This window comes from Mesorhizobium sp. M1252, assembly GCF_040318265.1.
In the GTDB taxonomy this organism is placed as follows: Bacteria; Pseudomonadota; Alphaproteobacteria; order Rhizobiales; family Rhizobiaceae; genus Mesorhizobium.
Genome location: NZ_JAMYLX010000029.1, coordinates 1 through 12,462 on the forward strand (window position 1 = coordinate 1; position 12,462 = coordinate 12,462).

Sequence of the window (12,462 nt, forward strand, 5' to 3'; positions counted from 1 at the left end):
TGGATGTTTCGCTGGCGTTGGCAGGAGGCGCATATGTTCGCCAGCCGGCGGATACCACACCGCCCCACCGGTCAGGCCCAGCGCGCCAGCTGCAAAGTCCCGCATACGGCTGCTGGGCCGCTGGCGGGCAGCGGTTACTTGCTGACGATGCAATCCACCAAGCCAGTTTTGATCAGCTCGCACCCAGTGAAATTGCGCACCAGGGCCCTGGCTAAATCGCGCCATTGACACTCAGGCGCAGCCGTTTCCGTTACTGGCCTCGACAAGTGCTTCACGCGGCCAATCGCTGGCGAGATCGTCTGGCACCGCATCCGCGGGGCCGCGATCCTGGTGGAGGCAAGCGGGATCAGCCACTATTGCTTTCTGGCGACCACCAAGAAATTTTGGGCAAAGCGCGCCGGGACACCGGCTCTCCTGCTTAGCTTCTCAACAGGTCCAACCAACTTTTCGCAAAGCTTTGGTAGCAGCCACCCGGGCCGCAGTAAGAAGCCGTAGCCGATGACCCGCTCGACTGCAAAGCCGTTGGCAACCAGCAACTGGCGATATGCGTGGATGCTCAACGTACTACGCACGACGCGCCCACTACGATGTCACCACGTCGAATCGACTGGCCAGGGGTTCAACGGTCAGATCGGCTTTAACCAGCTTGACGTTGCCTGCAACATGCGCGCAAGCGAGCATGGATTGAGAGACATCGACGCCGACGACCTCGCCAAACAGTGTGGCTGCTACATTTGTGACGCGGCCTGTACCGCTTGCGAAGTCGAGGCAGCTAAGGCCCGGCCCGCCAAGAGGCTTCAGAATGCTTTCGATGAGGGGGCATTCGACGCGCAACCACAACGCGGCATAATAGCCGGAGCGGAAAGTTTTGAGGTTAGTCGGTCCCGTAGCCTGTGGTCTGACGGCTCGATCGGTAATCGGTATAAGCGCTTCCTTCAAATGACTGCTCGGCCAAAACATGACCCTGAGGATCGCCCATCGCGGCCTCCTTTCTGGATGTGCGCGCGAAATAGATTTCAATTTTCCTAAACAAGCTTCGTGCGTTCGCATGACCCAAAAGCGCGAAGGCGAAGTTTTAGAATCACGATGAGTCTTAGCACGAGCCGCTGCGCCGGAAGGAGGCACATTACCCCTCGTCTCTGCCACGCTGCCCCTTTCATCAGTCGCTGCTATGTTCCTCTTGTTCTCTCATCGCAATGAAGGACGACATTTTCGAGCGCTTGTAGGACTCCTACTGCATGGAAAAAGCTGTAGGCGTTTACCGGTGCCGGGGCAATCCGCCGTTTGTCTGCATCGTGGAGCGGGGCAAAGCAAGTTACCTCACTCAGGCCGCCTACCGCGAAGCGGGGCACAAGCCCGACTTCGACGCATTGCCGTGGGAAACCGAACATAGGGCGGCCAAAGAAAAGAAGGTGGCCAGGACGGCGGTGGCTGAAGCACCACCGGCGCGTCATTAGGAACTAAGTCGGATGCCGCGTGCAGAGGTCGGATCGCGGAACATCTGCCGTAGAGACACGTTCGGTGCTGTTCGCGTCGTTGCCGCAGTTAGGGGATCGGCCGGTCAAACGCGTTGTTGGGAGACTGTCTTAATGGCAATTTCGGATGAGTTGAGGGACGAGTACCTGGAAATTAAATGCCCAAACTGTTCCGCGATGACTGTCAAAAAGGGGTCGTGGTTGAAAGAAGCAGTGCGACACTGACCCCATAAGGGATGAACACAGCCGCCAACGCGAGATCGGCGAGCACGTGCATTTCCTTGCGAAGCTGTTCCATAGGACCTAACGGCAAAAGGCCGGCTGTGTTCCCAAAACGGAAAAGGCCGGCGCACACAAGCGGTCGACTGGTTCCATTACTAAATCACCAGCAAGCGCGCTTACCTGCAGCGGAACCTGACGGCCACTACGACCGTTCTTCGAGGAGACAACGAAAGGAGATCGCCATCATGGACTGGAACCGCGTCGAAGGAAATTGGAAGCAATTCAAGGGTAAGGTCAAAGAGCAATGGGGCAAGCTCACTGATGATGATCTCGACCGCATAGCCGGCAACCGCGATCAGCTCGAAGGTACGATCCAGGAACGCTACGGCATTGAGAAGGATCGCGTGCGGCGAGACGTCGACGACTGGTATGGTCGGCAAGACTCGTAGATACCACAGTTGAACCTTTTCAAATAAAGGGCGCCGTCATGAACCGCGCCCTTTTCGCGTTTTTGGCATCCGTGCACCGTTCGGCTCGGCCTTGAACAATTGATTTTTGGGAACGTGTCGGCTTCCAGCCGAGTTGATCTCCACAATGGAGATTGTAGAAATGTCCATCCACAAACAAGATTATCGGACGAACAAGGCTGACTACCTGATAGCGAAAAGGCCAGATCTGGTTGAGCGGACGAAGCCGAAAAAGAAGACATTGCAGCGTGACGATCAGCGTTCCGCAAAGTTATTAGAAAACCCCTCCGCATTACCCGAGAGGCCGGCCTCACGCCGTTAAGAGAAATCGCAGAAGGTCAAGAGGAACATTTTAGCGATTTTGAATGTTCGACTGTCTATGAACAGCCGAACCGTACTCTCAGCAGACCAATCCAGAGCAGCACGAGCCCTACTGAACTGGTCGCGTGTGCGACTTGCCGCAAAGGCCAATCTTAGCGAAATGGTGATCAGCGATCTCGAGAACGGATTCAGGAGCCCGCGTCCCCACAACGTCGCGGCCGTCCGCAAAGCGTTTGAAGACGCCGGAATCATCTTCACAGTCGAAGGCACTCCATCGCTCGCCCGCTCAGAAGGTGATAGCGGCTAGTCACCGACAATAGGCACCGAGGCCGCCGGCAGAGAAAATAATAGGAGCGAAAAGCCCACTCAGGAGCGCCTTAGGCTCGGAACTCATATCTAACGGCTCATAATGCATGGCGCTGATTTACGGCTTTGAAGATTGCTGATCTCGTCGACCAAGGTCAGCGGCTCAATCTGCGATCGAACTCTATGGGATGGAAGCACTGGCCGCCGTGGCGCACGGCGCTTTAGAGGCGCATTCCGACGGCCGCGCGCAGCACTATCGCTTTTGGTGCGAGGTATTCCACCAACTGAGAAGGCCCAACTAGCGGAACTTTTACTGCTGCGGCGTGTTCGGTCGAGCATGACCAGAATAGCCGACCTTGGACCGCCCACCCCCGGCAAATCACATGACCCTGACTGGCAGGAGCATTTCCATGCGTGCCCCATCTGCGGGCAGCAAGTAAACCGGCAGGATTTCCGGCAGGTGATGTGGCACGAGCAGCCGGATCACAAGCCGCTTGAATTGGACAACTAGGAGCGAGGCGTTTGCCGAAGTGCCTACCATGCCGTCGACATCGATCAGCAAGTTCGATTATGACCCGAACACCAGAGTTCTATCGGTGTGGTTTGTAGCCAGCGGGAAGCACTACGAGTTCTTGGACGTACCTGCTGAGGCCTTTGCTGCGTTCAAATCTGCCTTTGCAAAGGGCCGCTACTTTAACAGCCACATCCGCAATCGTTATGCATTCCGGCTCACGCCAGCGACGGCAGCACGCTAGTCGGGCGATTGACGATTTTGGAATCCTTCCTCCCAACAGATGTTGATCGCCGTCGGCACGATGCCCGCTGACCTACAGAGACGTCACACCGCAGACCTCACCTGGAACGCACTCTGGGGCCGCTGGAGGCACCGTGACAACGACACAAACCGCCTGGAAACCACATCTCACCGACTTGACCCTGCTGACGGGTCGCCTGCTGCTCTCATTGCTCTTCGTGCATGAAGGCCTGGAGCTGGCGACGCATTTCGCCGGTGCAGCCAAGGCGATGACGGCGCTCGGCGTCAGCCTGCCGCTTTTAATAGCCACCATAGCGCTGCAGCTGGGAGCTGGCTTTTCGGTCGGCCTTGGTCTGCTGACGCGTCTGGGCGCGGTGGCGCTCGGACTGTTCTGTTTGGCAACGGCAGCTTTGTTCCACACCAATTTCGCCAACCAGAACGAATTGCTGCATTTCGAAAAGGATCTCGCCATAGCGGGCGGCATGTTCGTCCTGGCCATAGCCGGTCCCGGCGCGATATCTCTCGACAGGGTGCTGAACGGCCTCGTGAAGCGCCAGCAACAGGACAGAGAGACGGTTGCGGCGCTCATAGCGGCCGGTAGGCCTCTCTCGGTGGGCGAAATCAAGCTTCCATTCTAAACCGGCCAACACGCCGGGCATCATACAACCCGCCCGCCCGATCGGCACCCGAGCACACCGCCTCGGGTGATGGCGCAAGCCCGACGCAAGCCGAGAAAGACGTTCACCTACGGCTTAATCCTCTTTAGCGCCATCGTCGCCGGCCACGAGGCGATCGACAGGCTGGATCATCTGCGATCTGTCGCGTTTTTTGTTTGATTGCCATCGCAGGCATCATCGGCTTCGTGGGAAACGAAACCGTGGCCGTTTTCGGATCCGTGCCAGCCGCGAGACAAGCAGCACTGCGCTGATCGCCGACGGCTACCAGCACGGATGGCTGTACCAGTCTGGCGGTTGTGCTGGGCGCCATCGGCGTCTCGTTAGGTTTTCCGCTTGCCGATCCGATCGCGCGAGGTCAGCGAGGGTCGAGCCCAGTCGAGATTTAGGCCTGCCACGGCCATTTTGCGCGTTCCTTCCGCACCTGGGCAGGTCTCAGACCCAAGTCTGCCAGCTGATGTTCTTCGAGTTCGGCCAGCTGTTCCCGTTGGCGGTGTATTTCGATCCAGCGCGCCACCGAGCCCATCGAGCGCAACAAGTTGTCCATGACACGGTGGGCATTTGCCTGTGGCGGTGAACGCCTCGGCGTCTCAATCACTAAGGGGTCCAACATTTCTCATCCTTCCGCAGTCCGATGGTTGACGTGTGGTGCGGAAATGCTCCAATCTGTCCAGGGACGCAAAGCATGGTTTCTCGTGCTGGACCCAATTTTTCTCATGACATGGTGCGAAGTTGGCCCGCCGACTGCCATCACTCAACGCTCTCAAAGCCTTCGAGGCGGCGGCGCGCCACGAAAGCTTCACCAGGGCCGCGGACGAACTTTCCGTGACGCAGGGCGCGGTGAGCCATCAGGTGAAGGCCCTCGAACTCGAATTGGGCGTTAGGCTGTTCGATCGCGAGCGTCAAAAGCTGAAAATTACACGGGCCGGCCTCTCCTATCTGGAGGTGGTTCGCGATGCCTTTGACCGCATTGCTCTCGGCACGGAACGCATCCAACATCTATCTCGAGCGGGAGCGCTGACGGTCAGCACATCGCCCGACTTTGCCGCCAAGTGGTTGGTAAACCGGCTTGGCAGGTTTTCCGAAACGCACCCCGATATCGACCTCAGGATTTCCGCAACCATGCATCATGTCGATTTTGCCAGAGAGGACGTCGATCTTGCCGTGCGGCATGGAGATGGCAATTGGGCGGGGCATGATGTTGTTCGCCTGTGCTCCGAGCAACTGTTCGCAGTCTGCTGTCCAAAACTTCACCAACGGATCCGCGAGCCGTCCGATGTGCTGAAATTTCCGTTGCTGCATCTCGATGACCGAAAGGATTGGTCAAAATGGCTCGAGGCCGCTGGCGTGGTCGATGCCGAACTCTCTTACGGACCGGTGTTGAACCGCGCAAGCATGGTCATAGACGCCGCTGTCGACGGCCAGGGTGTCGCACTTGCCCGCACCACGCTCGCGGCTTGGGACCTGATCAACGGGCGCCTCGTAAGACCATTTGCCACAGCTCTGCGATTATCTAAGGGCTATTGGATAGTCTGCCCCAAGGCCACGTCGATGCTCCCCAAAATCATGACATTCCGCGACTGGCTGTTGGCCGAGGCCGCCGATGACGTACGTCACCTTAACACGCTAGCTCAATAGGCCCAGCGCCTCCGAACGCGACCTCCAGTGCGTCGTCGCTAACGTCCACGTTTAGGCACTGGCGCAGCTAATTTGGACAACCGAGATTGGCGCATTCCCGCCAGACAGCTTTTGGTGCCGCAAGCTGTCGCGATCAACAGGGATCAGCCGCGGTAAGCTCGGCAGAGCACATATCCTGGGCATCTCCTCGCTCGCTGCCGGCCACAGTCATGCTGAGACAGCCGTTCGACAGAAGGGACGACGACCGTTTTCGCGAGGCTTCGACTGGATCTCTGCTTCCGACATCCGCAAACCATACGCGGATCGCTTCAGAATGGACCGGATTATTGGAGTATGCTGCATCTGCCAATGAAGGCGCTGCGGCTGCGGAGAGCGGTTGTGTGCGTCAAGCCCGGGTCGCCGGTGAAAGAGATAGGCGTCCCGGGCGATCGGTCGCGATTACGCCCGCCTCGTCGCGCAAGATCTCGTCGGGCAGTTGAGGGCTGACCTGGCGGGGGTTCGGCACGCTTTGGGAACCAACCGCATTGGCTTGTAAGATTTTATTGACAAGGTCCCATATACGAATATTTTCGATATTTTCAAATGCTATACCTCTCTTAGTATAAGTTTTGCCAATTTTAGTATTAGTCTTAGACCTGCGTATTTTTTACGGAGGTGAGAGTGTCTTGATGGTCAATTTTCCAGCGATCGGCTGTCGAAAGATCAGAAAAATGGTCTTTTATATTACTGTGGTACATTCAAAATTATAGCCCGATCCTCAGCTTTGTGCGGCTGCGCTGCCGCCCCGCGATTAACCACTCCCGAATGAACACGGTTAACGATTCGCTAATTTAGTTGACTATGTTTTGCACAGGTATATTTTCGATACGTTGGGATGTGCAATTTGGGCGAGCAATGGGCGATGGTGGGCATCAAGCGCGTGACCGCGGTTTCGGGGCGTATCGGATGCTGAACGGCAGCTAATAGCCGCGTAGCACCGCCCAGCAACTCAAAACGCAATCGACAGACATCAGGAGTGGACGATTCCGCGGGAGCGGAAGGTTTGTGACGTTCTCAGGAACGTCACCCCGGCAACGCTATGGCCGGCGGTAGTGTGCGCAGTGCGTAAGGGCGAAGGGGTGGAGTATGGGTAGAACTGTCAATGTTCTGAAACTCGGGGCCGGGAACACCCGAAGGGGCGCGAATTCCAACCGGGGTCGCGCGCTGGTTGCCGGTGGGGCAGGATTTCTGGGTTCGCATCTGTGCGAGCGTCTTTTGCGGGATGGGTACGACGTTCTCGCGCTGGACAATTTCCACACCGGCAAAAGATACAATCTCAAGGCCCTCGTGCGCGATCCGCGATTTACGTGCATCGAGCACGACATTGTCGACCCTCTGCCCGTGGATCTCCAGGTCGATGAAATCTACAATCTCGCCTGTCCGGCGTCCCCGCCGCATTACCAGGCAAATCCGATCCATACGTTCAAGACAAGCGTGCTTGGTTCGCTGAACCTGCTCGAACTCGCGCGGCGGAACAATGCGAAAATATTTCAGGCTTCGACGTCCGAAGTCTACGGCGACCCCCTGGTACATCCGCAGCCGGAAGGCTACTTCGGCAACGTCAACCCGCACGGCCCGCGATCCTGCTATGATGAGGGCAAGCGTTCGGCCGAGACGCTGTTTTTCGATTATTCGAGAACGTATAGCCTCGATGTCCGCGTCGCACGGATCTTCAACACCTATGGCCGCCGCATGCAACCAGACGATGGCCGCGTCGTGTCGAACTTCATCGTCCAGGCTTTGCGCGGTGACGACCTGACCGTCTACGGCAGCGGCCGGCAGACCCGTTCATTCTGCTACGCGGACGACCTCATCGAAGGTTTTATCCAGTTGATGAACGCACCGAGCGCACCGCAGCACCCGGTCAATCTCGGCAACCCTGCCGAATTCACCATTCTGGAACTGGCGACACAGGTGCTCGAATACACCAACTCACGTTCGAAGATCGTGCATCGGCCGCTGCCGGTCGACGATCCCAAGCAGCGTCGGCCGGACATCTCATTTGCCCGGGAAAATCTTGGCTGGGAGCCAAAGATCAGCCTGAGCCAGGGGCTCGCGCATACCACGGCGTATTTTGACGCCCTTCTCTACCCGAACCGGCGCGTCAAAGAAGCTGCGATGTAATGAGCCGCCCGGCAATCCTGGTGACGGGTGGGGCCGGTTACATCGGCAGCCACACCTGCAAGCTGTTGTCAGCTGCCGACTACCTGCCCGTCGTTTTTGACAATCTGAGCCGTGGCAACGAGAGATCCGTTGCCTGGGGGCCGCTTGTTGTCGGCGATATCCGGGACCGGGAGGCGCTACAGCAGGCGATCAGCACCTACCAGCCGCAAGCGATCATCCACTTTGCTGCGCTGGCCTATGTGGGCGAGTCTGTTTACGAGCCCGCAGAGTATTATTCGACCAATGTGTCGGGTACCATCGCGGTGCTTGATGCGGCACGCTCGAGTTCTATCGAAAACATTATCTTTTCAAGCAGCTGCGCGACATACGGCGTTCCCGAAACACTGCCCATTCGAGAGACCTCGGCGCAAAATCCAATCAGCCCCTATGGGCGAACCAAGCTGATGGGCGAGCAGATCATCAGCGACTATGCCAGCGCCTACGGAATGAAATATGCGATCCTGCGTTATTTCAACGCCTGCGGCGCCGATCCCGACGGCGACCTCGGTGAGTGGCACTCGCCTGAAACGCACCTGATCCCGCGCGTGCTCATGGCCGCATCAGGCACAATCGACGAGATCGAGGTTTTCGGCACAGACTACGACACGTCGGATGGCACCTGCGTGCGCGATTACATCCATGTCAGCGATCTGGCCCGCGCGCATCTGAGGGCTCTCATGCATCTGGAGGCGGGTGGCGAAAACCTGTCGGTCAATCTCGGCACCGGGCGCGGGGTTTCGATCAAGGAGATTCTCCAGGCGGTCACCCGGATGACGTCCAAATCGGTTCCGGTTGTCTTCCGGCCCGGGCGCCCGGGAGACCCGGCGGAGCTCTATGCGGACCCGATCAAAGCGCGCGAACACCTGGGCTTCGTGCCGGAACTTTCCGACATCGATACCATCGTCAGGACAGCCGCCCCGTTCTTCGGGCTGGAGGCCACCGAGTTCACAATTCCGATCCCGACGGCGAGGCGCCGCCGGTCAACTTCGCCAGGAATACCAAATGCATCGGAGGACATCACCAGCTCGCAAAGCTTGTAGTCATCCCTGTTTGTCGTTGTCGGGGACGTGGGCTCATTGAGGTGGGTGAGCTTCTCGGCGAGCCTCAACTTTTGGAATCGATCGAGGTACGGATCTTGTCGAACTGCGCGCCCTTTGTATCGCCTTCCTCGAACTTTCGTTGCTCGTCGGAAGGGTCTCCCGGAGAGTGCCGGAAACTGTACCAGACACCGTCCGGATCCTTGCGCTGTTCGAGGGTCCCACTCCGGAAGCGGTGGCTGAAACACGTGCGGATCGGCGCTGCGGCGTAGGTCTTGGACCGCCAGACGAGATCCATGCACATCTTGCCATCGTTGCTCAGATGCCATCTGCCTTCGCCGACAGAAGCCGTGTCTTGCTCGGAGGTCCAGGCCCGGACCGGTCGATCCTTCTGTCCGAAATAGGCCGCTCCGTTATCCCATATCCACGTGCGGTCAGCATAAACAAGCTGAAGTTGGAAAGCCGTGGGAACGGCAACGGCATCTGCAGGGCCGCTGTCTTTGGGACCAGCTGCGTGCGCGGCTCCGCAAAGCGCCATCTGGCACCAAATGGCCAGGACGGGCGCAAACGCGATGGCAAGTCGATGTCGCCTCGCCCGGCTCGCTGACTCAAATGGCAATCCGGTCCTGTTCGTCATGCTGAGCGGTCGCATTCAATGTTCGCTTCCCAAGCGGGCGTCGACCAGCCGAGCATACCGCAAGAACGGGCCCGGTCCGTCCTGCGCTGACAAGTGGCTCCACGCTGCAACCGTCAGTGTTTCGCATGCTAGTGAGTACCCCTCGAAGATGTCAACCGGTAGGACGGTCAGTGTCTGCCGCGGCGCGCACGGGCTGCAAATCGAGGGCGACGGTCTGCCACGCGGCACGCTATAGACATCCCTCGACGAACGGGCCGCTAACCCATAGCGAGCCGTTGCTGTACATGGCGGTCCCGTTGTCGTCGGTGTAGCCGTGCGATTGCTCGTCGACACGCAGTCTGGTGTTTGGCACCAACTGACCGTTCACCTTGACGCTCTTGATGAACAGATTGCGATCACCTGCCTTGCCGTCTCCGCCCCACAGGTCGTTGGTGTAGCGAAGCTCGATCGTCTTCGGGTTAGGCACGCTGCTGAGATCTATGTGGAACGGCTTGGCCAGGGTTGACGCCTGCATCAGCTCCGCCATGGCGGCTTCCGGCGTCGATGCGACGCTTTCCTTGCCCGGGACGTCGATCTCGGCTGTGGTCTTTCCGTCGACCACGACATCGAACCGAGGCGCGCCCCGGAGATTAATGCCGGCAGCGTCGACCTCCAGACTGGTGATGGCGCAACGTCCTGTCTCTTTCGCCGCGGCGGCCACCAGGTCGGCCACGCGCTCTCTCTGCGATTGCACCCATCCGGCGATGGGCTGCAGCAGCGCGTTTCGATCCCCGGTATCAGTGAAGAGGTTGGTTCGCTCATCGGAATCGGCCTTGAGGTCGTATTCCTCCACCTTGCCGGTGGTCGCGTTGAAGATGACCTTTCGATCGTTTTCGCGATAGCCGAACAGGAAACCGGCCCAGGGATTGAAGAAGAAGGTCTTGTTTGGCCGTTGCTCGCTGAACAAAGTGCGCCCCTGCCACTGCTTGGGCAGCGCAAGTCCGAGTATGTCGAAGATCGTCGGGGCGATATCGACGATGCCGCCGACCGGGTGAGCAACTTCATCATGAAAGAGATGCTTGTTGATCATGATGAGCGGGATGTGGATGTTTTCCTCGTAAATCGCGCTGGCATGAATGTAGTCGCCATGCTCCCCGAACGCTTCGCCGTGATCGCCCAATATGACCACCAGCGTCGAATCGAGCTTGCCAGACTGCTTGAGCGATTCAAGGATCTCGCCAAGGGCCGTATCGCCGACCTTCAGGGCGTTGAGATAGGCATTGAATTTCTGGTCGTCCGAGTAGTGGACCAGCGTGTTGCCATCGGAGGAAGGCGCCATCTTCGAAAACATCGGGCTGTCGGTGATGTAGGGATAATGGGTCATCGCCGTGAACATGATGCCGAAGAAAGGTTTTGCCTCGTCCTTGTTCATCCAGTCGATGATCGACTGCGCCGTGCAAAGGTCACTGTTGTAGTCCATGTTTTTCCACTGCTCGGAGCTGAGCTTGAAGGTCGGGGTGCCGCATTTCTGCCCCCGGTAGTCCTGGATCACATCCAGTCCCTTGTTGAGGAAAAACTCATCGACCCGTTGGAATCGGGAATCCGCGCTCCAGAAAAACCCTGTGCGGAAATTGTTCTTGGACAAGGTGTTGGAGATCGAGTCCAGCGGCAGATAGGGATACCTTGCCGTCATGCCATAAAATGAAATGTCGTTGTACATCGAGGTGAGCAGAGAAAATATCGAGTAATGCGTGGACGGTGCGTGCGCATATATGTTGTCGAATCGTATCGAGTCCTTTGCATACCTCTTCATATTCGGCGTGACCGGATACTTGCCGCCAAACGTCTCGATGTATTTGGATGGCACCGACTCCATCATGAAAATCAGCACGTTCTTGATCGGGTTCGGCGTCGGCGCCTTGAAGGTCGACGTTTCCGGCGGTCGCTCGCCGACGCTGGCGACATCCGGGTCATTGGTGCTGGCATCCATCGTCAGCACGACCGGCGTTGGATTGAGCAGGGCCGATTTAACAAAATACAGGATCGGATTGTCGATCTCGGCCGCCGGCAGCGCTTCCGCACGTACGTGGTGTCCACTACCGGCGATGGCAGCGCCGACACACACAACGAGCACGCCCAGGAAGGCCCCGTAGCCAGCGGCGCTCAGCCGCTGGCACAAACTGGCCACGGCATAGCCAAGAATGAGCACCAGGATGACGGACCCGGAAAGGGTAGCGAAGTCCTTGATGTTGAGCGCGTCGCCCATCGCGTTCCTGGCATCGGCATTCTGCAGGAAGTCGCCATAGACCAGCCACTGGAACGTGAACGGTTCGCCCAGCATTTTGACGAGATTGATGTTGGCAAATCCCCAGCCCAGAGAGACCACGATAGCAACATAGAAGAGCAAGACGACGATTGCTGAGCCGAGACGGCTCGCCTTTGCCAGGAACAGCAGGATCAAAGTCGTCACAGTCAGGGACGTAACGACAATCAGGTCATAGTAGCTCGATGCCAATCCCTTGGGGACGGCCGCCAAAAGGCCTAAAACCGTGGTTTGCGGATCAATGATTGCGCCGCGGTAGACACCCAAAAGCAGCCACGACAACAGGCCCGTGCAGATGACCCGCAGGCTCCTGCGCCGGAAGCGCACATTCTTCGCCGAAGCGGTCCCCGCCTTCGACTGCGTAAGGCCGCTCTCAGGTCGGCTCGCCGACCCCCTACTGCCGCCGATGCTCATACAAACTACCCGC

13 protein-coding genes and 2 pseudogenes are annotated in these 12,462 nt (G+C 58.1%); 11 read left to right on the forward strand and 4 right to left on the reverse strand.

All coding sequences use genetic code 11. From position 1 onward, the window contains the following. A partial coding sequence (locus NKH22_RS30320) for a hypothetical protein (RefSeq protein WP_352912228.1) occupies positions 1-228 on the forward strand: 228 nt, incomplete at its 5' end. 354 nt (positions 229-582) lie between these two features. On the opposite strand, the gene NKH22_RS30325 is transcribed toward NKH22_RS30320, so the two are convergent. Next, positions 583-939, reverse strand: a complete 357-nt coding sequence (locus NKH22_RS30325; RefSeq protein WP_352912230.1) for a class I SAM-dependent methyltransferase — start codon at positions 937-939, stop codon at positions 583-585. 299 nt (positions 940-1,238) lie between these two features. On the opposite strand from NKH22_RS30325, the gene NKH22_RS30330 reads away from it, so the two are divergent. From NKH22_RS30330 to NKH22_RS31620, 7 genes and pseudogenes are all read left to right on the forward strand, one after another. Further along, the gene (locus NKH22_RS30330; RefSeq protein WP_352912232.1) at positions 1,239-1,457 is read left to right on the forward strand and encodes a hypothetical protein; all 219 of its coding nucleotides are present in this window, start codon (positions 1,239-1,241) and stop codon (positions 1,455-1,457) included. A 485-nt stretch (positions 1,458-1,942) separates the two neighbouring features. Further along, entirely contained in the window at positions 1,943-2,146 is a 204-nt protein-coding gene (locus NKH22_RS30335) for a CsbD family protein (RefSeq protein WP_023673385.1), read from the forward strand. Positions 2,147-2,543: 397 nt separating this feature from the next. Continuing rightward, positions 2,544-2,792, forward strand: coding sequence for a helix-turn-helix domain-containing protein (locus tag NKH22_RS30340; RefSeq protein WP_352912234.1), 249 nt, complete (start codon positions 2,544-2,546; stop codon positions 2,790-2,792). A 163-nt stretch (positions 2,793-2,955) separates the two neighbouring features. After that, positions 2,956-3,093, forward strand: a pseudogene (locus tag NKH22_RS31615) (Y4oE-related protein); the annotation flags it as partial. Between the two features lie 237 nt (positions 3,094-3,330). Further along, positions 3,331-3,546, forward strand: a complete 216-nt coding sequence (locus NKH22_RS30345) for a KTSC domain-containing protein (RefSeq protein ID WP_352912236.1) — start codon at positions 3,331-3,333, stop codon at positions 3,544-3,546. Between the two features lie 133 nt (positions 3,547-3,679). Continuing rightward, positions 3,680-4,183 (forward strand): DoxX family protein, encoded by a 504-nt coding sequence (locus tag NKH22_RS30350; RefSeq protein WP_352912238.1) that lies wholly within the window; start codon positions 3,680-3,682, stop codon positions 4,181-4,183. A gap of 81 nt (positions 4,184-4,264) precedes the next feature. After that, positions 4,265-4,569 (forward strand): annotated as a pseudogene (locus tag NKH22_RS31620) (cation efflux transmembrane domain-containing protein); the annotation flags it as partial. A gap of 35 nt (positions 4,570-4,604) precedes the next feature. Here NKH22_RS31620 and NKH22_RS30355 read toward each other — a convergent pair. Further along, the gene (locus tag NKH22_RS30355) at positions 4,605-4,832 is read right to left on the reverse strand and encodes a DUF1127 domain-containing protein (RefSeq protein WP_352562513.1); all 228 of its coding nucleotides are present in this window, start codon (positions 4,830-4,832) and stop codon (positions 4,605-4,607) included. Between the two features lie 119 nt (positions 4,833-4,951). Here NKH22_RS30355 and NKH22_RS30360 point away from each other — a divergent pair, with 119 nt between their 5' ends. The 3 genes from NKH22_RS30360 to galE all read left to right on the forward strand — a co-directional run bounded on the left by NKH22_RS30360 (position 4,952) and on the right by galE (position 9,099). Next, entirely contained in the window at positions 4,952-5,857 is a 906-nt protein-coding gene (locus NKH22_RS30360) for a transcriptional regulator GcvA (RefSeq protein ID WP_352912240.1), read from the forward strand. Between the two features lie 1,125 nt (positions 5,858-6,982). After that, complete coding sequence (locus tag NKH22_RS30365) at positions 6,983-8,020, forward strand: UDP-glucuronic acid decarboxylase family protein (RefSeq protein WP_352912242.1); 1,038 nt, start codon at positions 6,983-6,985, stop codon at positions 8,018-8,020. Beyond that, positions 8,020-9,099 carry a UDP-glucose 4-epimerase GalE gene (gene galE / locus NKH22_RS30370; RefSeq protein WP_352912244.1) on the forward strand — a complete coding sequence of 360 codons (1,080 nt, stop codon included), beginning with the start codon at positions 8,020-8,022 and terminating at the stop codon, positions 9,097-9,099. The genes NKH22_RS30365 and galE overlap by 1 nt, the downstream gene beginning before the upstream one ends. A 64-nt stretch (positions 9,100-9,163) precedes the next feature. Here galE and NKH22_RS30375 read toward each other — a convergent pair whose 3' ends face one another. Both NKH22_RS30375 and NKH22_RS30380 read right to left on the reverse strand, forming a co-directional pair. Continuing rightward, on the reverse strand, positions 9,164-9,733 hold the full coding sequence (locus tag NKH22_RS30375) for a DUF995 domain-containing protein (protein WP_352912245.1): 570 nt from the start codon (positions 9,731-9,733) through the stop codon (positions 9,164-9,166). Between the two features lie 229 nt (positions 9,734-9,962). Further along, the gene (locus NKH22_RS30380) at positions 9,963-12,449 is read right to left on the reverse strand and encodes a sulfatase-like hydrolase/transferase (RefSeq protein ID WP_352912247.1); all 2,487 of its coding nucleotides are present in this window, start codon (positions 12,447-12,449) and stop codon (positions 9,963-9,965) included. Between the last annotated feature and the right edge of the window lie 13 nt (positions 12,450-12,462).

Excerpts from the sequence above, each read along its gene's own strand:
- NKH22_RS30330 (WP_352912232.1), top strand. The coding sequence starts at position 1,239 with ATGGAAAAAGCTGTAGGCGTTTACCGGTGCCGGGGCAATCCGCCGTTT.
- NKH22_RS30335 (WP_023673385.1), top strand. The coding sequence starts at position 1,943 with ATGGACTGGAACCGCGTCGAAGGAAATTGGAAGCAATTCAAGGGTAAG.
- NKH22_RS30340 (WP_352912234.1), top strand. The coding sequence starts at position 2,544 with ATGAACAGCCGAACCGTACTCTCAGCAGACCAATCCAGAGCAGCACGA.
- NKH22_RS30345 (WP_352912236.1), top strand. The coding sequence starts at position 3,331 with ATGCCGTCGACATCGATCAGCAAGTTCGATTATGACCCGAACACCAGA.
- NKH22_RS30355 (WP_352562513.1), bottom strand. The coding sequence starts at position 4,832 with ATGTTGGACCCCTTAGTGATTGAGACGCCGAGGCGTTCACCGCCACAG.
- NKH22_RS30365 (WP_352912242.1), top strand. The coding sequence starts at position 6,983 with ATGGGTAGAACTGTCAATGTTCTGAAACTCGGGGCCGGGAACACCCGA.
- galE (WP_352912244.1), top strand. The coding sequence starts at position 8,020 with ATGAGCCGCCCGGCAATCCTGGTGACGGGTGGGGCCGGTTACATCGGC.
- NKH22_RS30375 (WP_352912245.1), bottom strand. The coding sequence starts at position 9,733 with ATGACGAACAGGACCGGATTGCCATTTGAGTCAGCGAGCCGGGCGAGG.
- NKH22_RS30380 (WP_352912247.1), bottom strand. The coding sequence starts at position 12,449 with ATGAGCATCGGCGGCAGTAGGGGGTCGGCGAGCCGACCTGAGAGCGGC.